This window comes from Actinoplanes sp. NPDC051346 (genome assembly GCF_040682215.1).
GTDB lineage: Bacteria > Actinomycetota > Actinomycetes > Mycobacteriales > Micromonosporaceae > Actinoplanes.
The window spans coordinates 1-23979 of sequence record NZ_JBFBAJ010000027.1; the positions used below are offsets into that span (position 1 = coordinate 1).

The 23979-nt window shown below is 67.0% G+C and carries 22 protein-coding genes and 1 pseudogene; 12 read left to right on the forward strand and 11 right to left on the reverse strand.

Annotated features, from left to right (window positions below; translation table 11 throughout):
- Window positions 1–384: 384 nt before the first annotated feature.
- The 3 genes from AB0M36_RS36800 (at window position 385) to AB0M36_RS36810 (ending at window position 3157) form a co-directional block, all read left to right on the forward strand.
- Window positions 385–1200 (forward strand): hypothetical protein, encoded by an 816-nt coding sequence (locus AB0M36_RS36800; RefSeq protein WP_364167223.1) that lies wholly within the window; start codon window positions 385–387, stop codon window positions 1198–1200.
- 122 nt (window positions 1201–1322) lie between these two features.
- Complete coding sequence (locus tag AB0M36_RS36805) at window positions 1323–1910, forward strand: helix-turn-helix domain-containing protein (protein WP_364167225.1); 588 nt, start codon at window positions 1323–1325, stop codon at window positions 1908–1910.
- Window positions 1907–3157 carry an MFS transporter gene (locus AB0M36_RS36810; protein WP_364167226.1) on the forward strand — a complete coding sequence of 417 codons (1251 nt, stop codon included), beginning with the start codon at window positions 1907–1909 and terminating at the stop codon, window positions 3155–3157. Before AB0M36_RS36805 ends, AB0M36_RS36810 begins: the two co-directional genes overlap by 4 nt.
- Before the next feature lie 147 nt (window positions 3158–3304).
- Here AB0M36_RS36810 and AB0M36_RS36815 read toward each other — a convergent pair whose 3' ends face one another.
- Entirely contained in the window at window positions 3305–3595 is a 291-nt protein-coding gene (locus tag AB0M36_RS36815) for a hypothetical protein (RefSeq protein ID WP_364167228.1), read from the reverse strand.
- A 50-nt stretch (window positions 3596–3645) separates the two neighbouring features.
- Here AB0M36_RS36815 and AB0M36_RS36820 point away from each other — a divergent pair.
- Window positions 3646–4182: pseudogene (locus AB0M36_RS36820) on the forward strand (DEAD/DEAH box helicase); the annotation flags it as partial.
- A 190-nt stretch (window positions 4183–4372) separates the two neighbouring features.
- A complete protein-coding gene (locus tag AB0M36_RS36825) occupies window positions 4373–5080 on the forward strand; it encodes a hypothetical protein (RefSeq protein WP_364167288.1) in 708 nt (235 codons plus the stop codon).
- Here the strand turns inward: AB0M36_RS36825 and AB0M36_RS36830 are convergent.
- Window positions 5073–5210, reverse strand: a complete 138-nt coding sequence (locus tag AB0M36_RS36830) for a hypothetical protein (RefSeq protein ID WP_364167230.1) — start codon at window positions 5208–5210, stop codon at window positions 5073–5075. The two genes, AB0M36_RS36825 and AB0M36_RS36830, sit on opposite strands and share 8 nt — an antisense overlap.
- A gap of 217 nt (window positions 5211–5427) precedes the next feature.
- On the opposite strand from AB0M36_RS36830, the gene AB0M36_RS36835 reads away from it, so the two are divergent.
- The gene (locus AB0M36_RS36835; protein ID WP_364167232.1) at window positions 5428–6612 is read left to right on the forward strand and encodes an Ig-like domain-containing protein; all 1185 of its coding nucleotides are present in this window, start codon (window positions 5428–5430) and stop codon (window positions 6610–6612) included.
- A gap of 93 nt (window positions 6613–6705) precedes the next feature.
- Window positions 6706–6888 (forward strand): hypothetical protein, encoded by a 183-nt coding sequence (locus AB0M36_RS36840; protein WP_364167233.1) that lies wholly within the window; start codon window positions 6706–6708, stop codon window positions 6886–6888.
- Window positions 6889–7117: 229 nt separating this feature from the next.
- Here the strand turns inward: AB0M36_RS36840 and AB0M36_RS36845 are convergent, their stop codons facing one another.
- From AB0M36_RS36845 to AB0M36_RS36860, 4 genes are all read right to left on the reverse strand, one after another.
- Window positions 7118–8653 carry a glycosyltransferase family 39 protein gene (locus AB0M36_RS36845; protein ID WP_364167234.1) on the reverse strand — a complete coding sequence of 512 codons (1536 nt, stop codon included), beginning with the start codon at window positions 8651–8653 and terminating at the stop codon, window positions 7118–7120.
- Entirely contained in the window at window positions 8650–9630 is a 981-nt protein-coding gene (locus tag AB0M36_RS36850) for a glycosyl hydrolase (protein ID WP_364167236.1), read from the reverse strand. The genes AB0M36_RS36845 and AB0M36_RS36850 overlap by 4 nt, the downstream gene beginning before the upstream one ends.
- Before the next feature lie 26 nt (window positions 9631–9656).
- A complete protein-coding gene (locus AB0M36_RS36855; protein ID WP_364167238.1) occupies window positions 9657–11318 on the reverse strand; it encodes a glycosyltransferase family 2 protein in 1662 nt (553 codons plus the stop codon).
- A gap of 624 nt (window positions 11319–11942) precedes the next feature.
- On the reverse strand, window positions 11943–12620 hold the full coding sequence (locus AB0M36_RS36860) for a hypothetical protein (protein WP_364167240.1): 678 nt from the start codon (window positions 12618–12620) through the stop codon (window positions 11943–11945).
- A gap of 529 nt (window positions 12621–13149) precedes the next feature.
- Between AB0M36_RS36860 and AB0M36_RS36865 the strand changes: the two genes are divergently transcribed.
- From AB0M36_RS36865 to AB0M36_RS36885, 5 genes are all read left to right on the forward strand, one after another.
- Entirely contained in the window at window positions 13150–13320 is a 171-nt protein-coding gene (locus tag AB0M36_RS36865) for a hypothetical protein (RefSeq protein ID WP_364167241.1), read from the forward strand.
- Between the two features lie 62 nt (window positions 13321–13382).
- Window positions 13383–14330: a MerR family transcriptional regulator gene (locus tag AB0M36_RS36870; RefSeq protein ID WP_364167243.1), complete on the forward strand. Its 948-nt coding sequence runs from the start codon at window positions 13383–13385 to the stop codon at window positions 14328–14330.
- A gap of 38 nt (window positions 14331–14368) precedes the next feature.
- Window positions 14369–15598 carry an MFS transporter gene (locus AB0M36_RS36875; RefSeq protein ID WP_364167244.1) on the forward strand — a complete coding sequence of 410 codons (1230 nt, stop codon included), beginning with the start codon at window positions 14369–14371 and terminating at the stop codon, window positions 15596–15598.
- A 902-nt stretch (window positions 15599–16500) separates the two neighbouring features.
- The gene (locus AB0M36_RS36880; RefSeq protein WP_364167246.1) at window positions 16501–17943 is read left to right on the forward strand and encodes a hypothetical protein; all 1443 of its coding nucleotides are present in this window, start codon (window positions 16501–16503) and stop codon (window positions 17941–17943) included.
- A 251-nt stretch (window positions 17944–18194) separates the two neighbouring features.
- Window positions 18195–18647: a hypothetical protein gene (locus tag AB0M36_RS36885; protein WP_364167248.1), complete on the forward strand. Its 453-nt coding sequence runs from the start codon at window positions 18195–18197 to the stop codon at window positions 18645–18647.
- Between the two features lie 15 nt (window positions 18648–18662).
- Here the strand turns inward: AB0M36_RS36885 and mycP are convergent, their stop codons facing one another.
- The 5 genes from mycP to AB0M36_RS36910 form a co-directional block, all read right to left on the reverse strand.
- A complete protein-coding gene (mycP, locus tag AB0M36_RS36890) occupies window positions 18663–19802 on the reverse strand; it encodes a type VII secretion-associated serine protease mycosin (protein WP_364167250.1) in 1140 nt (379 codons plus the stop codon).
- Window positions 19799–21280, reverse strand: coding sequence for a hypothetical protein (locus AB0M36_RS36895; RefSeq protein WP_364167252.1), 1482 nt, complete (start codon window positions 21278–21280; stop codon window positions 19799–19801). The genes mycP and AB0M36_RS36895 overlap by 4 nt, the downstream gene beginning before the upstream one ends.
- Window positions 21273–21683 carry a hypothetical protein gene (locus tag AB0M36_RS36900; RefSeq protein WP_364167254.1) on the reverse strand — a complete coding sequence of 137 codons (411 nt, stop codon included), beginning with the start codon at window positions 21681–21683 and terminating at the stop codon, window positions 21273–21275. Before AB0M36_RS36900 ends, AB0M36_RS36895 begins: the two co-directional genes overlap by 8 nt.
- A 425-nt stretch (window positions 21684–22108) precedes the next feature.
- On the reverse strand, window positions 22109–23338 hold the full coding sequence (locus AB0M36_RS36905) for an ABC transporter permease (RefSeq protein ID WP_364167256.1): 1230 nt from the start codon (window positions 23336–23338) through the stop codon (window positions 22109–22111).
- On the reverse strand, window positions 23325–23978 hold the full coding sequence (locus AB0M36_RS36910) for an ABC transporter ATP-binding protein (RefSeq protein ID WP_364167258.1): 654 nt from the start codon (window positions 23976–23978) through the stop codon (window positions 23325–23327). The genes AB0M36_RS36905 and AB0M36_RS36910 overlap by 14 nt, the downstream gene beginning before the upstream one ends.
- Window position 23979 lies beyond the last annotated feature (1 nt).

The following is a 23979-nucleotide window of genomic DNA, read 5'->3' on the forward strand; positions in this document are numbered from 1 at the left end:
GCAACCCGTACTACACGCAGGAGTTCGGCAGCCGCTGACCCCGCACCGAATGCTTTTCCCGCCCCCCGAAAGACCGGCCGGCATGCCCCCGCATGCCGGCCGATATGTTTTCGTGCGGGCACGGAGGCGGGCGGTCGAGGCGGTCGGCATAGCTGAGCACGACCGTCGGCGACGGTAGCCGAGCCGCTATCCAAGGGCTCGGGAAGCGACGATTGAGCTGCTCACGCCGGTACGGTGTGGGCCCGCCTGGCGATGGGCTCGCTGGCCTACTGCTTCCTGGTGGGCACCGGGCTGTGGGGCAACTCCAGCTTCAGCTGTGGCCCCGCTATTTGCAGCTGCTGCGTGCAACCTGCCGCTGGGACGCGATGGACCAACACTTCGTGATTGATCGATACGATCCTGCGCGTGCCCGTCTTCTCAAGATTGCTGGTCGGTGTGGTCATTGGCGCCGTTTTCGGTGCCCTCACGTCCTTGGTCAACAATGTGCCCGGCATGTTGGGGGAGGTGGGCCAAGCTCATAGCGAGGACAGCGCAGCGACCTGGGCGGCCATCTTCATCAGCCTGATCCTGGACTCCGGGTGGGCGTGGGCAGCGCTCGCCTTTGTTCTCGGATGTCTCACGGGTACCGCCGTCCGGCCGGTGAAAGCAGCCATCGCCGGGGCGGCGGCTGGTGCGGCCGGCCTTCTCATCGCCACTGTGGCGTACTACGCGACGGACCTGTTGTTTGGTATCGATGCGTACTGGCGGACAGTGGGTTACTGGCTGGTGCGCGCTGTGGTGTTCGGGCTGCTGCTCGGCATCGCGGGAGCGTTGGCACGGCGACGAGGCGCGGTGGGGTTTCTCGCCGCCCTTACCGTTCCTGTGGGCGCCGCGATGAACATGGTGGTCTTTCCATTGCGGAGCGGCCTGCCAGGGGAGAGTTCGGCAGCCGGCTGGGCGCAGGCAACCGTATGGGTTGCGGCGGCGAGCGGTGCTGCTGTCGCCATCCTCCGCCTCCTCACATGGGCACGGAGGACTCTGCGATCCAAGGCAACCCTGCCATGTGAGCACCTTCCAGAATTCGCGGATCGACACCTCAACGCCCGGCCGGCCACGGCTCGAATCCATGGTCCTCTGGGGTCGGCATGCTGCTCGAGGCGACGAGTGTCCAGCCGTCGATGGGCGGTGTCACTGTCCACCGGCCTGCGAAGGCGCCCGTAACCGCCTCCTGCCACGTCGTGCGTGCGAGCTGACTCAAACCCAACGACGCAGCTACTCGTGCCATCTCGGCTGTGGCCGGACTCCTATTGCAAACATCCTATGCATCAAATACTCTGCGATCTATGGTGGACTCCGGTAAGCTGCATTTGACCGATGTGGAGATGTTGCGAGCGATGGCGCACCCGCTGCGTCTGCGGATCCTCGGCTCGCTGCGGATCGACGGGCCGGCGACGTCGGCGAGCCTGGCCCGTAAGTTGGCGACGGACTCCGGTCAAACGAGTCACCACCTGCGCCTGCTCGCCCGGTACGGCTTCATCGAAGAGGCGACGGAGCTCGGCAAGGGCGCTCACGGTCGGGAACGGTGGTGGAAGGCAAGCCACGTTTCGACCCACTTCCCGGAGAACGCGGACGAGCTGGGTCCGGGCGGTGAAGAAGCGGTTGCCGCTATGGACCGAGCGGCACGCCGGGTATGGGACGAGGCGATCGAGGCCTACCGGGCGCAGCTGGCACGCCGTGAGTGGAGTTCGGCCTGGCGGCAGGCCGCGGGTTCCGGAGACGGTGTCATCCGGACCACGCCGCAACGGTTGGAACAACTCCGCGCCGAGGTATGGCGGCTGATCAACGAGTACGACATGGGCGAGGCATCAGGCGAAGATGCCGAGAAGGTCATAGTCGTGGTGCAGGCCTACCCGTACCGGGCGGCGCAGTGAGCAGCCTGTGGCGCAACCGGGAGTTCAACCTTCTCTGGGCTGGCCAGACGCTGAGCGAGCTGGGCGACACCGTCGCATTACTGGCTCTACCTCTGCTCGTGCTCACCTTCACCGGCTCGCCGGTTCAGGCCGGCCTGGTGGGCACGATCGCCCTGGTCACCAGGCTGTTGTGTCGCCTACCCATCGGCGTGCTGGTCGATCAGGTCGACCGACGCCGGGCGATGATCGTTTGTGACGTCGTCCGGTTGGCCGCCTTCGTCGGCCTGGGCGTAGCGGTCGTCGCCGGGTGGATGAACCTCGCCGTGATCATCGTCGTGGCGATCGTCGACGCGGCGTGCGGGTCGCTGTTCGGTACCGCGGAACACGCGGCGCTGCGCAGCATCGTGCCAACCACTCAGCTGCCTGAAGCGGTGGCGCGCAATGAAGCTCGTAGTTACGGCGCTTCTCTGGTCGGTCCGCCGCTGGGCGGCCTGTTGTTCGGCTTGGGCCACGCGCTGCCGTTCTTCGGCAACGCCGTGTCATACCTGGGCTCGCTCGTCGGGGTGGCGCTGATCCGCAAACCGCTGCAGAGCGACCGGCAAGAGACACCCGCCAGGTACGGCGTCGAACTGGCTGAAGGCGTGAAGTTCGTCTTCCGCGACCCGTTCCGACGCGCCTTGCTGGCGATTTCCGCACCGCTCAACCTCGCCTTCAACGGCGCCATCTTCGCCATCATTCTCACGCTGCAGCGCCACGGCACACCCCCGGCGGTCATCGGCTTGACCGAGACGATCATCGGCGTGGGTGGGCTGCTGGGCGCGTTCGCGGCGCCAGCGCTGCAACGGTGGCTGCGCCTGACCGTTCTGGTCAGGACGATCTGTTGGGCGGCGACCGGGTTGATAGCGCTCAGCGCGCTGTTCACCGCGAGCGTGGCGGCGGCCGTACCCGTGGCTGTGGCCTTGTTTCTCAGTCCGGCCTGCAACGCGGCCCTGTTCAGCTACCAGAGCGCGATCACTCCCGACCGGCTTCAGGGCCGCGTGGTGAGTGTCATCTTCCTCGTCGCGAACTCCGCGGCCGCCGCCGCTCCCATGCTGGCTGGCGTCTTCGTCGCCACCTGGGGCGGGCCCGCCGCGATCCTGTGCTTCGCTGCGGCGGCCTCGATCTCGGCAATCGCCGCGACTGTGGGAAGAGGGATCCGCGAGATGCGACCGCTCACCGAAGCCGAAGCCGAAGCCGAAGCTGAGGCCGCGCCTGCGCCTGTGGCCTGACACTGTGCCGCTGAGCGCCGGCGATAGCCCGACGAGGCACTGACGGCCTGCCCGCTTAACGCCACGGCCGACAGATCTGTCAAACGGCGTCCATTCGCACCATGCCCGTTCTGGGCAGTGCCATGTGACGCGGGCGCCGATCTCCTGTTAGTTCACACTTCGGGGCCAGCGGGCACGAATCAGCGAGGCGGCGGCCCTCGACGTCGATAGGTTGAACAAGGCGTCCAGCGTCGCCTGGATGTTGCCGCTGTACCTGTCCTGCAAGGCGACCCAGTTGGCGCCAGCGATCGGCCCGGCTGCATCGCGTCGTGGATGGGTGCCACCTGGGTGCGGAAGACTCGACTCGAGTTCATCGCGCATGGCCTTGGCCACGCTTTGCAGACCGTCGATCTCGACGCTGATCTGGCGCATGAGAGCCGCAGGTGGCAGCGCATACATGGAGAAACGCCATGGTACCGGAGTACGCGCTACGGTCCCTACGTCCCATAATGCTGCGAGAGCCGGTGTGGTCCAGGTACCGGCACTTCTTCCGCAATGTGCGGGTCATCGTTGTGGACGAGGTGCATGCTTTCGCCGGCGATGACCGGGGCTGGCATCTCCTGGCCGTCGCGGAGCGCCTCAGCCGCATAGCAGGCAGGCCGATCCAGCGCGTCGGACTGTCAGCGACTGTCGGCAATCCCGCCGACCTACTTCTCTGGCTGCAAGGATCGAGCCGGGAAACCAGGTCGTCGGTCGTCATCGCGCCGGGCCCACCACTCCCGTTGTCAGGACCGCCGCCCGGCGACGTCGAGCTCGACTACGTCGGATCCCTACAGAACGCGGCAAAGATCATCGCCGGATTGCACCGCGGTGAGAAGCGGCTCGTGTTCTGTGAGTCCCGCCAGCGAGTCGAAGAACTCGGGACACTGCTCCGCGGTCACGGCATCACCACATTTCTGTCGCATGCGTCGCTGTCCATGGCCGAGCGGCTGCGTTCCGAAGAGGCATTCGCGGAGGCCCGGGACTGTGTCATCGTCTCGACCAGCACCCTCGAACTCGGTATCGACGTGGGCGACCTCGACCGGGTTATCCAGATCGACGCGCCCGTCGTGCTCGCCTGGCTGGTTCCGCTGACCCAGGCAGAGGCACACTTTGCCCACAACCAGGTCAATCACGCTCTCTTGCGCCAGAGTCCAGGAACCTGTCGGCGAACATCCGTGCCGATAGCATTCCGCCATGATCATAAGACGTGCTCTGGCCGTCCTAGCAGCCGTCGCGATGGTGTCCGCGGGCTGCTCCACCTCGAAGGAGCCCGCGCCGGATGTCGCGCCCGCCGAGAGCCCGAAGGTCACCCTGCGCCACACCGCTGAGGAAATCCGCAAGGGCAACTACGCGTTCTACACGATCTGGGGCGACTACCGTCGCCAGGGTTACCTGGCCCTGCCGGACGGGCTGAACTTCGGCCTGTACAAGCGCGGTTTCGACGGGCAGACCCTGTACGAATATCGGCGCGCCGGTGAGCGGCGCTACGTTCGTCTAGGCGGGGACATCTTCGACGGCGAGCACTGGTGGCGCCTGGAACACAAGGATGCCGCGTACGTGCGGCAGGACATTGAGTTCGCCGAAGCGCTCGGCGCTGACCTCGGTGGTATCGCCGCTGTCCTGGACCAGGTCGTCGACGGTGCGACCCGGGACGGCAACACGATCACCGGCACGGTCGATTTCACCGGCTCCACCGCGCGGACCATCCCGCGGGCGCTGGCCAAGCCGGGCAGGCCGTTGCCGTTCACCGCGACGGTGGACAAGAAGGGTCTGCTGACCCGCATCGAGCTGCAGGTCCCGGCGGCCGAGGGACAGGAGGCCGGAGTCTGGCAGACGTCCGTGTCCGGCTACGGCACCACCAAGGCTCCGGAGATGCCTATCCAACAGCTGATCATCAAGTGACCGTGTGCTCGACGATGCGGGCGGCTAGGTCCGAGCGGCGGCAGAGGACCGAGCGGCTGCGCCGGGCGTTGACCAGTAGCTCGGCAGCAAGCAGCGCCCGCAGGTGCCAATGTCGGTCCTTCTCCACCATGGGAGGGACCGTTCGTCGTACTTCGCTCCCTGGCCAGCACCACGGGGTAACGGGGTCGCTACTGGCGTCACGCGGTGACTCCACGGCGAGCGGCTAGACGCCCAGGAGTCTCGCAGCCGGATACCTAATACAAGGGCAGGACGCATCACCGGCCGGCCTCAATCTATGATCGCGGTGATCATCGATGGGGGAGCAAGTGACCAGAAGGCTGACGGCCGTGACCACGGCGGTCCTCGCCGCCGTCGCGGCGATCTTGTTCGTGTCGCCGCCTGCCCAGGCAGCGGACGCACCGATCACCAATGTGGGCATCGCCGAGGGCACGGTCATCAACGGACCGATAGTGTTTCGGCCTACAGTCGCCGACGGTGCCGACGTTCGGTCGATCAAAATCGACGCCACCGCGGAGAGGTTCGGTGAGATAGCCGACGGTGCCTCCGGGGCGCCGTGGGATGTGCGCTGGAACCCGCAGAACTTCTTGGATCAGGAGGTGACCCTCACCCTGATCGCCGTTGACAGCGCCGGCCACTGGACGCGCAGCGCTCCGGTGAAGGTGTACGTCGATCGTTGGGGGCCGACCTATCAGCTTTCGAGCCTGCCCGAGCCAGGGTGGGGCGGCTGGTATGTCAGCGTCCGTAAACCTCTCACACTGACCGCCGCTGACCGGGCGGGTCTGGACCGTGTCGAGCTGCTGCAGAACGGCCGCCTGGTGCGGACCGTCAAACTGGACAACGCCCTCTCGGGGAACGTGAGCCTGGCGCTGGACCCTCTTACCAAGAACGGTCGTGTCACGCTTACGATCCGCCTCGTCGACCGGTTCGGCAACGTGGCCTTCAACGACTTCCCCCATGCGGTCGTCGACAATGACCGGCCGACCGGGGTCTTCCGCCCGTCGGGAACGCATCTGCGGGGGACATTTGACGCGTGGCCCTATGAAGCGCACGACAATGTATGGGTGCGGTCCATGGCCAGCTACCTTGACGATCACAAAGGTGGTGGCAGCACCGACCGCCATCCGTTGAACGTGCGTGTCAACAGCCGTGTGGTGCAGGACGGCAAGCACACGCTCACCTTCGAGCTCACCGACTTGGCCGGCAACACCGGTGTGTCGCGGCGGACCGTCTACATCGACAACACGATCCCGACGATCGCCGTCACCAAGGCGCCGAAGAATAAGGCCAAGCTGACGAAGAAGGTCACGCTCAAGGCGAAGGCGAACGACAGGTACGGCGTGGCGAAGGTTCAGTTGCTCGTCAACGGCAAGGTGGCCGCGACCGACACGAAGGCCGGATACCAGTTCACGCTCAACCCCAAGAAGTACGGCAAGAAGTTCACCGTGGAACTCCGGGCGTATGACAAGGCCGGCAACGTCCGCTACTCCCCGAAACGCACCTATCGGCGGTAACCACGCGCTCCGCCGAAGTGCGAATTCTCCGCTGACGACCGTCCGCCGGCTGTGGTGTTCGGCCAGCCGGCCGGGCGGCGCCAAGGCTCCGCCATGACCATCTGGCGGGCGTCGGCGAGCCAGCGCGTGCGCGGGGAACTGCGCGCCCTGCTGCGCCAGGCGGTCGACGAACTGGCCCAGGATCCGCGCGGGGTACGGGCCCGCGACGCGCTGACCGCGGGCGTCGCGGAGCCCGGCACGGCATCAACGTCGAGATGGTTCGACCTGCGCACGTGATCGGCCACCTCGGCGAACCGTCGCGGGTCTGCTGACGCCGCCAGCCCTCGGTGTTGACCTCCGCGCTGCCGGTGGCGCTGGCGGGTGGGTGTAGCAGCGTCACAGCGCCTTCAACAAACCCGGACAGCTCCGCCGCGAGCGCCGTCCGCTGCCGTGGGGCCAAGGCCGCGTCTCCGCGCTTCTGAAGCCCGGTTCGCACCCGCTCGATCGGGCGCGGTTTCCTCGTGGCTCACGGGCGGCGCTTCAAGAGAACGAGGTTGACGTCGGTGAACTCGATCGTCTCGGCCACTGTGTAGTTAAGCTTCAACACCTGCGAACGAGCTGGCGGCATCCCGTCGAACGGGTCCTTCGACCAACCCGTGTGGATTAGCCAGATTCGCTTTTCGTCACGCAGGCATGGAGCCGGATTCGCACACTCCGAGGCAGAGAATGAGGCGCGCTGTGCTGCGGTCTTGTCGAGAAATACGTCACGTGGCTTAGCGGCGTCCCGTAGCTCGTAGTCGAACGCCTCCCGGGCGAGGTCGGAGAGCTTCCCGAAGACGTCGTTGAAGACGACCCCGTCGCCCGGTTGCTGGCGTTCCTGCATCATCATGATCGCGGCACGGTAGTCCGGCTGCCCGTAGACGGGGCTCTGACGGACGACGGCGTGCGCCGGCAGCGCCACCCACAGCAGTGCGGTGACAAAGATCGTCGCCGTGACGGGTCCCAGGTATCGCCAGATCAGTGCACCGCTCAGGTAGGCGCCGACGGCCGCGAGTAGGGACCAGGCTGGTAGCACGACCAATACGTACCGAGGAAGGAACATGTGCAGGAGCGGGAAGGTGACCAGCACAAAGATCGGAGGAACGACAGCCCAGGCTGCCAGCATCGTCGCTACCGGGCGGTTCCTCACCGTAGGAACGAACATGAGGTAGCTGAAGCCGAGAACGGAGAGGACAGCGAGCGCCACTGCGACAGGGCCTGATAGGAACATGTCCGCCGGAAACGCCATGATCGCCGCCCGGTCCGCCTTGATCCAGGAGATCGAGGCCGATTGATGCGAGGCCAGCGCCGGCAGCCAGATCACTCCCAGCATGCCGAACCCAACCGCGATAGCGACTCGCCAGCGGTGCTCCGTGTTTCCGCGCGTGCGGTTGAGCCAGAGTATGAAGTGCGCGGCCAGCAGGGTCAGTGAGACGAAGTGGATCAGGCCCATCAACGCGACACCGATGCCATAGAGTATGAGCCGCGTGCGACTCGGTTTTTCCAGCGCCCTCAGCAACATTAGCGTGGCGAAGGCCCCGGCAACGGTTACCAGTGCGTAGGACCTGGCTTCCTGGCCATATCGGGAGACGGCAGGGATGACGGCGAAGAACAGGCCGGCGAACACGCCGACGGGCGTTCCAAGCAGTCGGCGCCCGATCAACGTGATGAACACGGCGCAGAGTGCCATCGACACGACCGAGAGAAGCCGCATTTGTAACGGAGAGTCGCCACCTACTGCCATCCACCCTCGGATGATCATGTAGTAGAGGACATGGGCCAGGTCCGTTCGGCGTAGAAGTTCCGCGAAATCCGCGAGGGAGATCGAGGTCGCGTGCCACGTGGCGTACTCGTTGTTCCACATCGAGCGGTCGGCCAGGCCGTGCAGACAGATGGCTAGTGCAGCGGCCCCCGGGATGACGGCAAGAAGCGCAGAGTAACGGGATGGTGTCGTCCTGCTCGAAGACGGTGCAGGCCGGACTTCGGCGTCTTGGCTCGTCGGATGCTGAAGGATGGCGTTCATTTCACCTGGAACCCGATTTCGGCGGTCTTTAGGCCCTGACGCATGGCTGCCACCGCGCTGGAGTCATTATCGATCCGCCACTTGGCGGACCCGTTCTGGTTGAAGTAGACGAACCCGAGCGACTCGTCGTCGTTGACCGTGCCCCGGATGAGCCCTTTGATCCATGCCGGTCGCGATGACCCTGGCTCGGCGCCGGTCTCGACGATCAGGAAGGGCTTCTTCGTGAATTTTCGGATCGAGTCCATGGTCGGACCGAAGAGGGTGTCGTAGGTATGCGCGCCCTTGTGAGTGAAGTAGCCGTCGATGCCAATCCAGTCGACGTATTTGTCACCCGGGTAGAGCGGCTTGAGTTTGACCTTCGGCACAGGGTTGATGACATTGGGCGTCCACGTCCAGATGACGTTGGTGGCGTCAACCTCGGCGAAGATATCGTGGACGTGACGCCAGGCGGCGACGAAGTCTTCTGGATCATTTTTCGAGTGGCCCCACGGATACCAGCTGCCGTTCATCTCGTGCGCGAACGTCATGGCGATCGGTAGGTTGAGTGTGCGGATAGCAGTCGCGAACTTCCGCACGTACTCGTCGTGCTTGCCGGCCGCGATATCCTTGAGCTTGGCGTCGAAAGGCTCCCAGCGGACGATGGCCAGAGCGCCCTGCTGGTATGCCTTTCGCACCTCCGAGGCGGCGAAGCCGTCGTCGAAGGCCGCATAGATGGTCAGCATGTTCGGTTGCTTGCCGCCTGCCAGCTTGGAGAACTTCGATACGCCGGCGGGACCGGTCGGATCCCCCGGCAGCGCCACCCCGAAGTATTTCTTCTTCGGCCTGATCAGGGGCGTGACGTCGAACGCGGGCGGCGGCGAAGTGTCGAGAGGGGCCGACGCGACGATGCCGGTGTCGGCATGCGCGGGTGGCTTACCGTCGGTCAACGTGACGCCACGGAAGTGGGCGAATTCCACGATCGCCAGCGCGGCGATCACCGTGGAGACGAGAAGGTGTCGAGTCTTCACGCGGTGAGTACCTCGTCACGGTCTTCGATCGGGTCGATGAACAGCGCCTGCATCACGACTAGAAGCGAGAACATGCCGGTCAGGAAGAGCGGGGTGTAGGTCCAGGCGTCGTCGGCGACCATCCTGTACGCCGCGGAGGCGACCCAGATCAGGCTGGTGGCGAAAGTCCACCCGCCCAGAGCGATGCTCAGCCTGCGTGTCTTCGACTTCTTCTTGGTGCCGCCGGTGGGCTGCCAGCCCATCCGACGTCCGCGGATGATATCCACGATGGCGAAGAAGTGCGCCCAGCCATAGATCATCTTCACGGTGAAGGTCTCCAGCCCGTACCTGCATCGGTGCCAGAGGGGAAAGACCACGAAGTTGTAGATGAGGCTGGGCACGATGTACAGGTAGTTGATGACGCTGACCTGCTCCGGAAAGACGGTCAGCATGAGCAACGGGATGATCGGCGCCACCACGGCGAACAACCCGGTGTGCAGGTAATAGAAAAACCCGGAGATGTAGCTCAGGCGTCCGCGCAAGCTGAGCTTCTGCTCCCAGAACTTCTTCGAGCCGAGCAGGCTCATCGAACCGGCACACCACCGGTACTGCTGAGTGAAGAACGACGGCACATCGGGCGGGCAGACTCCTGCGGCCAAGGCGACCGGGATGTATCGCAGCCGCCAGCCGGAGCGCCGCAGGTCGAAGCCGGTGTGCACGTCCTCGGAGTGGTCGATCAGCGTGTTGCCGCCGATCTCCGCCAATCCCTCTCGCCGGTAGAGTGCGCAACTGCCGACGCAGATCGCGGCCTCGTGGTTATTCCGGGACACCTGCACCGAGCGGTAGAACAGCTCCTGCACTGCACCAGCGCCGCGCTCCAGCCAGCCCTGGCCCTTGTGGACGCGGAAGAACTGAGGCGACTGCACGATGCCCAAATCAGGCTCCCGCTCCATGTACGGGATCATCTCGTACAGCATGTCCTTGCGCGGCGCGAAGTCGGCGTCCAGCACGAGGATGTAGTCGCTCAGCGAACGCTCGAAGGCGTACCGCATGTTGCCGGCTTTCTTGAACCAGCCCCGGTTCGGACGACGCTGATAGACGAACCCGAACCGGAGGGCCATCCGCTCCATGACGGCTTCCGAGGAGTCGTCAAGTACGTACACGTCCACAGGGCCCGGGTAGAACTTCGCCATCTGGCGAACCGACTCCCAGGTGTTCTGCAACACGTGCGGGGCCTCGCCGCAGACCGGCAGGAACACGTCGACTGACGGGTAGCGGGCCGGCTTCCACGAGCGGACCAGCGCTTTGTGGTCCTTCAGGTCGAAGCCCTTGGTGAACGCGTTCACCGCCAGCGACACCAGGTAGTACACGACGGTGAAGATCAGGAAAGGCGCGATCGCCAGCAGCCACGGGGCGGTCTGCACGAACGACACCTGGCTGAGCAGCAGAGAGGTGAAGCTGATCAGTGAAGCGAAGGTGAGTGGAAACAGACGCCGCTTCGCATAGAGGTACTTCTCCGCGTCGGTTGGCGGGAGAGGCACCGGCGCATACATCGGGCGCTTGCCGCCGCTGTCACGCTGGCCACGCTGACGCGGAACTCGAAACGATTCAGGAACCCCCAAAACGGCCGTCTCAAACGGAACCGCCTGATCGGCCTGGACAGACTCCACCCGCTGCACTCGCTCATCCCCCGTTTTGCACAGGACGGGTCGAGACACCGGAGCACCGTCTCAACGATTTCCGGGGCCGACGATTGGCGTCCCGTCAACGGCATCGATCATCGACATGACCAGGGCTTCATGTCAATTGATGAGTCGCCGTTTGGCCTAGGTTTTACGTCACGTTGGCGCACCGTACGGACACGGTCGCAATGCGTTCTGTGATCACCTCCCCACGGTCGGAGGTGAGCCAGCGGCAGCACCTGCCGCCGCGGCGACAAGAAAGATCGTCTCAACACGGACAAAGGCGATTATCGAGCGTCGACCCCCCAATGGGTGTGGACAATCCAAGCTGTAGAGTCTTCTCGCGGGCTGCCCGCGATTTCCAGCCGCAATTGCGCAAGCGCGTCGGATAGTAAACGGCGGAACTCTGCTCGGCGAGCCGGATATCAGTCTGCCTCGATGTAAATCCGCGTCGTTCAGGACGTCTTGCACCGGAGCACCTCCGCCGGTGGCGTCGGTGACGCCCGGTCACGGGTTCGGCGGTGATCAGACCTTTCGGTGCCGGGTATGTGCTCGTCCCGGCGGATCGGTGCTGGCCCGGCCCCGCCGCCACGCCGGCCCGCGATCAAAGCCGAAGGGGACTCATTCGTCGACGTCGACGACGCCGTATGCGCTGCTCCAGAACCTCGTCGCCCGCACCGTCAGCCGGCGTGTCTCCTTCTTACGCGGCTCCCAATAGCAGGACTGGGCCATCGTCGCATCCACCCCAACCACCGAAACCTCCGGAAACTCGTCGCAGCGGATGGGGTCGTCGCCACGGGCCGTGTACGCCTTGCGGAGAACGGCCTCGCGCGTGAGGATCACCTCGTTCGCCTTGATGTCGTACTTGATCACTGTGAGAACACCGCCGGTGGAGGACTCGTTGATCGTGACCGTGAAGGTGACCTTCGAGCCGGCATACGTCACCCAGCACGGAAACGATGCCTGAGCTCGCACGACCACGCTGCATCCGCTGGCGACGGGCGCCGGTGTGATCGCGGCCGCGAGCACTCCGCTCTCAAGCTCGTGGCGCAGCTTGGTCTCGAAGTCCTCGTCCGCGGGGTGGGTCGGCGACCACGAGGGGGTCGGGGTAGGCCGGTCCATCGGCGACGGGACCGGCGAGCCCGCGTCGCGCAGCGAGTTGTAGCCGCCGATGTACCGCACGAACGCGATCCCGCCCCAGCAGCACAGCCCGGCGACGACGAGCAGCACGATCCAGACGACCACCGACGGCCGGGCGCCGGTCGCGGCGGGCTCGTCGTCCAGGATCGGCGCAGTCATAGGCCGCCATCGTAGTCGCCGCCGCGTTGTCCCGTTCAGGTGAGCACATCTGGCCGATCGGGCGCGCCGGCTCCGCCGCAGCGTCACATTCCGTACGACCGTCTCGGCGTGCCAAACTCTTTGCTGGAACCTCATTAGCTGCGGGTTCGGCGGCTTTCATAGTGACCGATCAGGGCGCTATGACGGGCAGCCTGTTCGGCCGTGATCGTGCCTTCCTGTTCGGCGCCGACCAGCGAGTCGGTGACGGCTTCATATTCGAGGACTTTGTTGATTCGGCCTCGGGACAGTACTTCAGTGAGCTCGTGCCGAGAAACTGCATCCGATGAATCAGGGTCGCCACGGCCGAGCCAGGCCGTTTACCGCTATACGGCGGTGATCGCATACGCTCTGCGCGTGTTCGAGGCTTCGCGGGTCTGCCGCTGCGTCATGTGCCACGACTACGGCGATCGCGACGACTACGACGTTGCCGACCGCGGCGTGATCGGCAACGTGGAGAAGTTCGGGTGGAGCGTCACTGGCGTTCCCGCGGATGAGCAGGGGCCGGGCTGGTCCTACCCGGCACCCGCCCATCCCGTTTCTCGAGGTCGTCTGGCCGGAGCGGGACGGTACGTTCCCCTGGGAGAACGGCAGCCTCTCCCAGCCACACCTCTGGATCGCACCCGGCGAGCATGCGCAGGGTGTCTGGACCCAGGACGTCTGACCACTCCCGACCTGCTGCACACGGCTTGAGTCTCCGGTAGGGGGAGACGTAAGGGTAGGGGCATGAACGGCGACATGCTCTTCTCGATCGGTGATCTGGCGAGGCGGACCGGTTTGACGGTCAAGGCCGTCAGGTTTTACTCCGATGTCGGTATCGTGCCGCCGACCGACCGCAGCCCGGCCGGTTACCGCAGATACGGTGCGGACGCCGTCGCCCGTCTGGACCTGGTACGTACCCTGCGTGAGCTGGGAATCGACCTTGCCACCATCCGGAAGGTGGTGGACCGGCGGGCCTCGCTGCCTGAGGTAGCCGCGGCGCACGCCGAGGCGCTGGAGGTGCAGATCCGGGTGCTGCGGCTACGCCGCGCGGTGCTGACGGTGGCGGCGCGGCGCGGCTCCACCCCCGCGCAGTTGGATGTGATCCACCGGTTGGCGAGGCTGTCCGCCGCCGAACGACAGGGTCTGATCGACGACTTCCTCGGCGCCGTCTTCGACGGCCTTCACGAGCACCCCGCTTTCGCGGCGGTCACCCGCTCGATGACTCCCGAACTGCCTGACAATCCGGAGCCGGAACAGGTCGAGGCATGGGTGGATCTGGCCGAACTGTTCGAGGACAGCGACTTCCGCGCCACCCTGCATGGCATGGCCCGGGACCTGGCGAGCGACCGGGCCGCGGACGACACCACGGGTCTGCCCCGCGTCCTCGCCGAAGCGGTTCGTGCACAGGTCGCTCCGGCGCTGGCGGCCGGCGTGGACCCGGCCTCATCCGGGGCCGAGCCGATCATCGCGGGGCTCACGGCGCACTACGCGCACATCCTCGGCTACCCCGCCGAACCCGGTGACGCCGAGGTGCGCCGGCGCCTAGGGGCGCTTCTGGAGAGCATGAACGACCCGCGCAGAGACCGGTACTTGTCCCTGCTGGCAGTGATCAACGGCTGGCCCGTGCCGATCAGTCTGGCACCGATGCTCGAATGGTCCGTCGAGGCACTCCGCGCCGGGATGCGGCAATAGTGGGCCGCCCGGGACCGCCCGGGGTCGGGTCTACGCCGATGGCCACCCCGCCGCGGCGATTCCTCGCCGACTACCGGACATTGCTGGACGTGCCCGGCTTCTGGCGGCTCGCGATCGTCGGCTTGGCGTCGAAGCTGGCACCCAGCATGGTCGGCCTGAGCGTGTTGCTCCTGGTCGGCGACGGCTACTCGTACGCGATTGCGGGCCTCGCGGTGAGCGGCTCGGCTGTGGGTCAGGGGTTGAGCGCCCCACTTCGGGGACGGTTCATCGATCGGTTTTCCACCGGTCCGGTCCTTCTCGGCTGCCTTGCCGCGCACCTGACGGCCATGGCTGTGCTGGTCTTGACGGCGAGCCGAGCCGGATCGGTCGCCACGGTGCTGGCATCCGCCGCAGCCATGGGCGCGACCAGCCCGCCCATCGGAGTCATGATGCGTACGGTCTGGCACCACGCCGTGGACGCCGGGACGCTGACCGCGGCGATGGCCCTGGACTCGTCCATGATGGGCGGCGCGTTGATCGCCGGTCCGATACTCGCCGGCTGGCTCAGCCTGTCACTGTCGCGCCTCGCCCCGTTCGCGGTTGTCGCGGTGCTGACCATCGGCACGGTCGTACTGCTGATTGGCGTTCCCTCCGCGCCGCCGCGGCCGGTGTGGTCCGGACGCCGGCCGGGTCTGCTGGCCGCCGCGCCTGTGCGGTGCCTGTTGGCCGCGAACGGCCTCTTCGTCACGGCGGTGACCGCCTTGGACGTGGTGCTGCCGATCTACGCTCGGGAGTTCCACACGGCCGGGTTGACCGGCGTGTACCTGGGCGTGCTGTCCGTCGGCAGCGTGCTGGGCAGCTTCGCGCTGGGTACGGCACCGAATCTGCTGTCCCGCCGTCGCGGACTCTGCGTGCAACTCGGCGTGTTCACGGCCGGATCCGCCGCGCTGGCGCTGAGTACGCGGTTCTCCCCCCTGGCGGTGCTCCTGGTCTGCCCGGCCACCGGACTGATGATCGGCTCGCTCTTCGCCACCCTGCGCAGCCTGGGTGGCGACCTGGCCCCGCCAGGGCGCGTCGCCGAGACGATGTCCTGGCTCAGCAGCCTCGACATGGCCGGCGGTGCGGCAGGAGCAGCCGTCTTCGCATACATCGCCGATGCCCAGGGAAGCCGGACCGCGCTCGCCGTGATACCAGTCCTACTCCTCGCGGCCGCGACGATCAGCCGGAACGCGCGGTACCGCGTTGCCGGGCCCGACTCAGAACTGCTTGGCCGCGGCACGCCCGAATAGTCCCAATAGGACGAATGCATGTAGAGAAGGCTTGCGGGACTCATGTCACAACTTCGGTCAGGGCCGCTGGTCGCAGCATCGACCGTTGCGCCCACGGCGATAGTGACCGCGACGTCGGCGAGACGGGGCGCCGACATCGGCAATAGCCGTTGCGTCACAACGTCGTTCGGGCGGGTGTGCGGTTCGTGGTGCTCGGCTCGGCATCCGAGCGGCGCCACGGCCTTCATTGGACTACGAGACCGACAGGGCCGCCGAGGCGGTGACGATCGCTCATCCTGGCGGACTTGGCGTCGAGGCTAAGTACGGCACGCTCGCCGACGCGGCGCGGGCAGCGCGCCTCGATGTAAACGCTGCCCCGCCGAAGCGCCCCCGGCAGAGGCGGACTCGTCGATCGCGCAGGGGTCGCTCGTGACGTACTTCGCCGACGCCCGGCTTGTCACCCTGATGATCCTGCGCCGCTTCAGCCTCGGGCCGCGCTACGGCACTCGCCGCCCTCGCCGCCATCGTGTCCGCCCTGACGCCCGTCCTGACCCGCCTCTACCCCCGAGGTGCGGCGCACGCTCCAGCGGTACGGCACCGCGATCCGCCGCGTTGATCCTGGCGTCTGGGTGCGCCCGGTCATGGCCGCGATCGCGGCGCACGATGGGCCGGACGTGGTGACGGACGTACGTTTCCACTCACAGATTGTGATGTACGTCCGCAGCGCCGTGTCTGGTGTGGCGTCAGAATGCCACTGTTGCTCGCGACGTCTAGCCGGTCGATTTCCCTTGCTGAGCAGGGATTGGCTCCCGCAGCCCGCGGTGTTACGGTTCGACGCTCGCAGGGAGCCGGCGACATAGGGCGCCCTCCCGTCGATTACTCAGAGTTACGAACCGGAAGGGGTAGGCGTGGGTCGGATCAGGATGAGGGGGAGGGCGGCCGCGGCGCTTGCCGCGCTCGTGGCCGGAACCTTTGTGGCGGTACTGCCGGCGGGCCCCGCCGCTGCCGGTCGGTGTTACACGCCCGGCTGCGGGGGAAAGGTCTACAACCAGACGTCGAACTTCTCGATCCTCATCGCCAACAACTGGTGCTGGCCCGATTCCTGGCCCCGGGACGGCTACGACCACCTGGACCTGCCGTGGCGCGAGCCCGGTCCCTGCATCCCCACCTCGGGCTTCAACAACAAGGATTCCTGGCCCGGCGATTACGAGCTCGCGCCGGGACTGAATTCCGCTCAGGACAGTTCCTACCTGAAGTATTTCGACGTCGACGCCTTCCGCGCGTACCAGAACTGCGTGACCGACGTGGAGGTCCGAGACGAGCAGGGCGATCTCTACAAGACCGGCCACTACGACCAGCGCGGCCAAGGCAGCGTTTGGTACAAGATCGAGGATTGGCACCGGGTCTACGTCAAGAAGATCGACTGCTTCGTCAGCGGCGGCATTGCCGGCCCCGACACCGGCTTCGGCGTCGGAGTACAGGAGGGTGTGGGCACAGCCCCCACTGGCAGCCCTGCGACCGACCCCACCGCCTTCCCGGCGGCGTTCCAGGCCGGCACTAGCTTCCTCTACACCCGCAGCGCCACGGGCGCCATGCTCGACACCCGCTACGGCATGGCGGCCGGCACCAGCCCCGCGACCTCCGACGGTCAGACCGCGTTCCAGGCCAACACCAGTTTCCTCTACACCCGCAGCGCGAGCGGCGTCATGACCAACACCGGCTACGGCATGATGGCCGGCACCAGCCCCGCGATCTCCAGCGGTCTGGTCGCCTTCCAAGCCAACACGGGCTTCCTGTACAGCCGTAACACCGCCACCGGGGCCACCGCCAATCTGGGCCTGGGCATGATGCGGGGCACCAGCCCGTCCATCGCCGGCTCCACCAGCAGCTGGCGGATCGCGTTCCAGGCCAACAACAGCTTCCTCTACACCCGCGACTCCAACGGCGCGATCGTGAACACCGGCTACGGCATGATGGCCGGCACCAGCCCGTCGATCACCAAGCTGTCCAACGGTACGTACGCGATCGCCTTCCAGGCCAACACCGGTTTCCTGTACGTCATGAACACCGGCGCCGCCAGCGACACCCGCTTGGGCATGGCGGCCGGCAGCAGTCCTGCCATCGCCGCCACGATCACCGGCTACACAGTGGCGTTCCAGGCCAACACCGGCTTCCTCTACACCCGGAGTTCCGCGGGAGCCGCCGTCAACACCGGCTATGGGATGAAAGCCGGTACCAGCCCGGCCATCCGCGGTGCCCGGATCGTCTTCCAAGCCAACACCGGCTTCCTGTACATCCGGGACGCAGGGGCCAACGCCGTCAACACCGGCTACGGCATGATGACCGCCACCAGCCCCGCCGTCTGAGCAGCACGCGCCCCGGACCCTCGCCACCATGTCGGCGAGGGTCCGAGGCGCCGCTACTCCCACATTGTCGACGTACTGAAGAATGTGTCCAGGTAAGTACGCGTGCATCCGTACGCCGACAACCACCATGCGCGTACTCGCCAACTAGGGTCCGTAGCCACACCGCCTGCCCCCGCGAAGCCGCCAACCATCTAAAGCCCGCCCCGAGGCATTCGCCGCTGATCTGACCCGCGCAGTAAGCGGCAGCGCCGATGCTCGGCGGTGTCTCTGCCCGGGTTGGCGCCTGGACTGATGCGGACCTGACCGAGGTCGCCTCGGCCCGTCGCCTACGCGAGCACTTCGAGACTGGCGGCTCAGGCGTGAGGTACTCCCCCGAGGCGGGCTTCTTCCTTCTTCAGAGCGGCGTGTGGCGTCAGGACAAGCTCGACGAGGTCCGTACAGCCGCTCAGGAAGTAGCGGGTGCACTCTGGGCCGAGGCCGCCGAGTTGGGCCGCGAGATCGAGGCCATCGAGGCCGCGGGCGACCCGACCGGCGAGGGCAAGAAAGTTGCGGGGCCGCGTCGCGGCCGTCAAGCAGTTCGCCAGGGCAGCATCAGCGGGGCAGGGGTAGCCCTACGCCACGGTGGAGCCCGACCAAGCCGCGGCCTGCTGCGCGCACAGGCCGCATGGTTCGTCGTTCACGGGATCGCGCGCTGGAACGGGTGATGAGCGACGCCTTGCTCAAGGTCGTCGTCGGCGAGTGATCAGCCAGACGAGGAGCACGGCTGCGCTGACGACGATGAGGGCTGCGATGGCGATGGCCACGTAGAACGCGGTGGTGAAACGGAAGGCTGGGCCGGACGTGTCGACCGGTGGTGCGCTGGCGGTTGCGGTCGGTGCGGGCGCCACTGGCGATGCCGACGCGCTGGGGCTTTCTGCGGCGGGCAGGTTGGCAGTGGTCAGGGCGGACACGAGGTTGAGGGTGCCGTATCCGTACCGGGGGTCGCGGCCCGGCGGGCCTTTGTCGGTGGCGGTGGCGGTCAGCCGATGGATGACTTCGTCGGCGGTCGCGTCCGGGTAGCGGGATCGGATCAGGGCTGCGGCACCGGCCACGATGGCGGTGCTGTCACTGGTGCCGGTACCGATGCGGTAGCCGCCCGGACCGTCGGTGGAGATGACGTCGACGCCGGGCGCGGTCAGCATGACTTCCGGGCCGGTGATGCTGACCTTGGCCAGGTTGCCGTCGCGGCCGGTGGCGCCGACCGCGATGACTCCGGGGTAACGCGCCGGATAGCCGACGGCGAAGTCGTCGGGGCGGTTACCGACGGCGGCCACCACGACGACATCGCGGGCGACCGCGTTCGCGATCGCCTGTTTGAGGGCCGGGAATGTCCCTGCCACCGAAGAGATCGAAATGACCTTCGCGCCGCGGTCGACGGCCAGGCCGATGCCCTTGGGAAGGTTGGTGGGGTTGCCGATTTTCCCGACCGCGTCGCGGATGGGCAGGATTTTCGCGCCCGGGGCGATGCCGAGCGCGCCGTCTGCGCCGCCTTGGCCGTGGCCGTGGGCGGCGATCAGTCCGGCCATCCCGGTGCCGTGCCCGTGAGTGTCTGTCCGCCCGTCGCCACGATCGCCGGTTAGATCGATGCCGGGCAGTACGCTGCCGGCCAAATCAGGGTGCTTGGCGTTGACCCCGCTGTCGATCACGGCGACGGTGACGCCCTCACCGGTGCTGATCCGGTGCGCGGTGGCAACGTCAAGCGCGCTCAGGTGCCACTGCCGGTTACGCATGGAGTCGGCGACCGCCGGCGTCCCGGCGAGCAGGACACTCAGCGCACCCGCCACGCAGGCGGCGATCCGGCGAGGCTGGCGTGCCCTCACCGGTGGAGTCCGATGATCCCGGGTCCGGGGTCGACGGTGTCGGCCGGGTCGGGCTCGATCACGGGTGCCACGCCCTCGGCGACTGCCCACGGATTGTCCGGATCCCAGTGGCGGCCCTGGTCGGTCTCGGAGCGACCAGCCCGGCGGCCGTGCGTCATGCCCGTGACGCCCGAGTTCGCCGGCGCAGGACCGCTGGCCCCGCCCGGTCCGCGCTGCGCGCCGATCGCGCCACCGGCCGCGTTCGCGCGCTGGGCCCCGGTCCCGCCGCCGACCGGGTTTCCGCCTTGGGTGCCGATCACACCACCGACCGGATTCACTCGCTGAACGCCGGTTCGCGAGCCTCCGAGCTGGCCCGCGCGCTGCTGGGGTAGCCCGGTGACCCCATCGATCCGGCCGCCGGGCGGCAACGCGCGGACGCCCGCACCACCCGTGCTACCACCGATGCCGGTGCGTGCTGCGCCGCCTGCGGTCGTACCCAGTGGAGCCCGTGCGCCGCTGATGTTCCCAGGCAGCGGCGTAATGCCGGGCGTCGCAGGTATCGCGGGCAGCGGCGTCGGGCTGGGCAGTGTGGTCGGGCCGGTCACCGGGGGCGGAAGGGGAGTCGGTGGGACGGGCGGAGGCGCTATCACGCCCGACAGCTCCGGCCCGGTCACCCTCGAGGGCGGCTGCGACGCACCGCCACTCGGCCCACCGACAACGCCCGCAGCAGGATGCGATCCGGTACCCGTTGCCGAGCCGCCGTCCCCGCCACCGGTCTCGACGTGACCGGGCACCGTCAGGTGGGCGCGAGTATGCGCGGGAGGATCGATGGTCGGTGGCCGCTGCGCCCCGCCGCCCGTCGAGTCGCTTCCCAGGTGCGTGTCGCCGTCCTTCTCGACCCGCGGCGGAATGTAATCCGGCGGGGTGGTCATGTTGACGCTGGCGTCGTGGGCGGCGCCACTGAGGGTGTCCATCGCCTGGCGGGCCTGCTGCTGGAGCTGGTCCTGTCGGCCGTCGTCCACGGGCGGTGAGGTGAACAACTCGGTGGCGTCCTTGGCGATGAATCCCGCGATCGGTCCCTGCACGGCCGACACCCCGGTGCCGACGGCGTCGACCTTGGCGTTGTAGTCGGCGATCTTCGCCTCGTTGTCGACGTACTCGCGGTGCAGCGTTTCCAGAGTCGTGTGCGCCTGGGTGATCGCCTCGGTGACGTAGCCGATCTGCACCGCGTTGGAGCTCGCCGCCTCTGCGGTCTGGGTCACGGCGTTGAGGAGCCGGTCCAGCTCGAGCAGGTACGCGGCCGAGGCGGCGTTCTGCTCGGGCGGCCACTTCGCGGCGAGCTGCTGGCGGAAGCCCTGCAACGCGGTCCAGTGCCGGTCGAGCATCTGCTGCGCCCGCGTCCACGCCTGAATCTGCTCGTGGCTCTGTCCGAGCGTCTGCTTCCCGGCGGTGACCATCGCCAACAGCTGCTTGATGTCGTACGACGAATACTCACTCACCGGTGACCGCCCCCGTGCTCGCCGCGTCGGTTCCGGGCTCCGGCGGGGTGTAGCTGATGACCTGCTGCACATCCGTGACCCGGGTCGCGGAGAAGGCATCCGCGTCGCCGTAGTCGCGGGCGATCACATGCGCGGCGTCAGCGACCGCCTGACTGCCGAGATCCAGGTTGAACAAGGCGTCCAGCGTCGCCTGGATGTTGACGCTGTACCTGTCCTGCAAGGCGACCCAGCTGGAACCCGCGATCGGCCCGCCGATACTCGCCCCCGGCTGCATAGCGTCGTGGATCGGTGTCACCTGGGTGCGGAAGCTCGACTCAAGTTCCTGGCGCATGGCTTCGGCCACGCTCTTCAGCCCGTCGATCTCGACGCTGATCTGGCGCATGAGCGCTTCGGCCGGCAACATCGCAACCCCTCCCCGCAGGTGGCAGCGCGTACATGGAGAAACGTCATGGTACCGGAGTACGCTCTGCGGTCTTGCCTGCCACGATGCGTCGAGGGCCGTGTGGTCGGGGTTGCGGGACGCGCCGATGCTTGGACAGTCCGTCGGGTGGTGCTCACATGGCGTGTCGGCGCCGACGGGACGACACCGAGCCGGAGGCTTGCGCTGGTCGCCCGCCGACTTCATCGCTGAAGGAGGGGCGTGGGAGGTGGCTACTCACGTGCAGCGAGTCGTCACCGAACTACGGCTGGCGGAGCTCGCCCATGGTTGCGGACATGGCATCAATATGGCGCTGACTGGGCGGACTCCGCAGCGGACGCGGATATAACGGTCCACCTGTCGGTTCGGTCGAGGAGCCGCGTGAACTCAAGTCCGGAAGGCCCGCGTTTTCAGGAGCGTAGGGCATCGGCTGGCTGCACTCGGGCCGCCGCGATCGCGGGGTAGACGCCAGCCACCAGCCCAGTGACCATGCCCACCGCCGGGCCGCCGCCGATCACCATCGGATCGAGGATGACCAGCCAGGATTTCGCCAGGCTGGTTGCCGCAGTGACATGCACGCCTGCGATGGTTCCCACCACACCGCCGATCAGCCCAAGCCCAGCGGTTTCCAAGCAGAACTGCGCGGCGACGGCACGGCGGGAGGCGCCCACGGCACGGCGAAGGCCGATCTCGGATCGACGTTCGAGCACAGACACATAGGAGACGTTGCTGACGCCCAGCGCGCCGATCACCAACGAGACGAGCGCGAGACCGAGAAACAGTGCTTGCGTCTCCTTTTTGACGCCGGCCCGCAGCGAGCGCAGGTCCGGCGGCACCAGCACAGCGAGGTCGTCCGGCGCCTCGGGGGCGATCGCGTACGGCACCTCACGTGCCACCTGGTCTGCTGCCCCGAGCTGAGTTCTGACGATCATTTCGGAGTCGGGGAACCGCAGGGCGGACGGCGTGGTTGTGGCAGCGGGCCAGTACGGCAGAACCACCGCACCGGTCATGCCCGCATTGCCGGGTGGCGCCTGATAGACACCCAGAACGGCGTAAGGGACGTCGGCGACGAACACCATGGCCCCGAGCCCCGATTCCGCCCCGCCGAAGAGCCGGCCGGCGGCCACCGAGTCGACAAGCGCAACCCGGTCATGCCGGCTCTCGTGGCCGGCGTCGAACATGCGCCCTGCGAGCAGCGTTGCGCCGGCGGCCGTCAGGCCGCCTTCCTGAGCTGCCAACACCGTCGCCTCGGTCCACGGCGCGTCGTCGTGACGGATATTCGAGATCGAGGGGTGCCCGTCGGCCCTGGCCATGAGGCCCGCGTCCCGTACGCCGTTCAGTTCAGTCACCCGCAGGCGCTGGGTAACCTCGGGGCCGGGAAGGTGTCGGCCTGCGTCGGGCGTCGGGTATTTCACCTTCACTTCGGTGGCCGTAAATTCGTCGAACTTGGCGGTGACCGCTTGCGAGGCACTGGCGGTGATTCCCAGGGTGGCGACGGCCGCGCAGATGCCGAACGCGATGCCCAGCGCGGTGAGTGCGGCGCGCCCGCTACGCCCGCCCATGGCCTGCACGGCCTGGACGACGACATCCCTGGCCGGGGTGGTGGCGCGGCGGGGCTTTGATAGGTCAGCAGACGACACCGTCGACCACCTTCACCACGCGGTCGGCGCGCGCCGACACGGTGTCGTCGTGAGTCACCACGATCAGCGACCGTTCCGGGGTCACCAACCGCCGGAGCAGGTCCATGACATGTACCGAGTTCTCCCGATCGAGGTTTCCGGTCGGTTCATCGCACAAGATCACCGCGGGTGAGTGCACAATGGCCCGAGCCACCGCGACCCGCTGCCGTTCGCCCCCCGACAGCGTCGCCGGCCGGGCGTCGAGCCGATGACCCAGCCCGACCTGGAGGAGAGCGTTCGTCGCGAGCCGGGTTCGCTCACGGCGCGGCCAACCCTGATGTGCCAGCGGCAGCATCACGTTCCCTACGCAATTCAGGTGCGGAACCAGGTGGAAAGCCTGGAAGACGAATCCGAGCGTGACAGCGCGCAGGGACGTCAGTTCCCGCTCGCCGAGCTGCGATGTGTCAGTGTCATCGAGCAGATAGCGGCCGGACGTCGGCACGTCAAGCAACCCGAGAATGTTGAGGAGAGTCGATTTCCCGGCACCCGATGGTCCGACGATGGCCGTCATTTCGCCACGCTGGATCTCAAGGTCGACGCCGCGCAGCGCCGACACTGCCACGGGTCCCGGGAAAGTCTTGGTGACGTCCACCAGTTGCACG

Coding starts and splice junctions, on each gene's coding strand:
- AB0M36_RS36870 (WP_364167243.1), top strand. CDS start 13,383: ATGAACGGCGACATGCTCTTCTCGATCGGTGATCTGGCGAGGCGGACC.
- AB0M36_RS36885 (WP_364167248.1), top strand. CDS start 18,195: ATGCTCGGCGGTGTCTCTGCCCGGGTTGGCGCCTGGACTGATGCGGAC.
- AB0M36_RS36865 (WP_364167241.1), top strand. CDS start 13,150: ATGAGCAGGGGCCGGGCTGGTCCTACCCGGCACCCGCCCATCCCGTTT.
- AB0M36_RS36825 (WP_364167288.1), top strand. CDS start 4,373: ATGATCATAAGACGTGCTCTGGCCGTCCTAGCAGCCGTCGCGATGGTG.
- AB0M36_RS36815 (WP_364167228.1), bottom strand. CDS start 3,595: ATGTATGCGCTGCCACCTGCGGCTCTCATGCGCCAGATCAGCGTCGAG.
- AB0M36_RS36845 (WP_364167234.1), bottom strand. CDS start 8,653: ATGAACGCCATCCTTCAGCATCCGACGAGCCAAGACGCCGAAGTCCGG.
- AB0M36_RS36860 (WP_364167240.1), bottom strand. CDS start 12,620: ATGACTGCGCCGATCCTGGACGACGAGCCCGCCGCGACCGGCGCCCGG.
- AB0M36_RS36840 (WP_364167233.1), top strand. CDS start 6,706: ATGACCATCTGGCGGGCGTCGGCGAGCCAGCGCGTGCGCGGGGAACTG.
- AB0M36_RS36830 (WP_364167230.1), bottom strand. CDS start 5,210: ATGGTGGAGAAGGACCGACATTGGCACCTGCGGGCGCTGCTTGCTGCC.
- AB0M36_RS36880 (WP_364167246.1), top strand. CDS start 16,501: ATGAGGGGGAGGGCGGCCGCGGCGCTTGCCGCGCTCGTGGCCGGAACC.
- AB0M36_RS36805 (WP_364167225.1), top strand. CDS start 1,323: ATGGTGGACTCCGGTAAGCTGCATTTGACCGATGTGGAGATGTTGCGA.
- AB0M36_RS36900 (WP_364167254.1), bottom strand. CDS start 21,683: ATGTTGCCGGCCGAAGCGCTCATGCGCCAGATCAGCGTCGAGATCGAC.
- AB0M36_RS36875 (WP_364167244.1), top strand. CDS start 14,369: ATGGCCACCCCGCCGCGGCGATTCCTCGCCGACTACCGGACATTGCTG.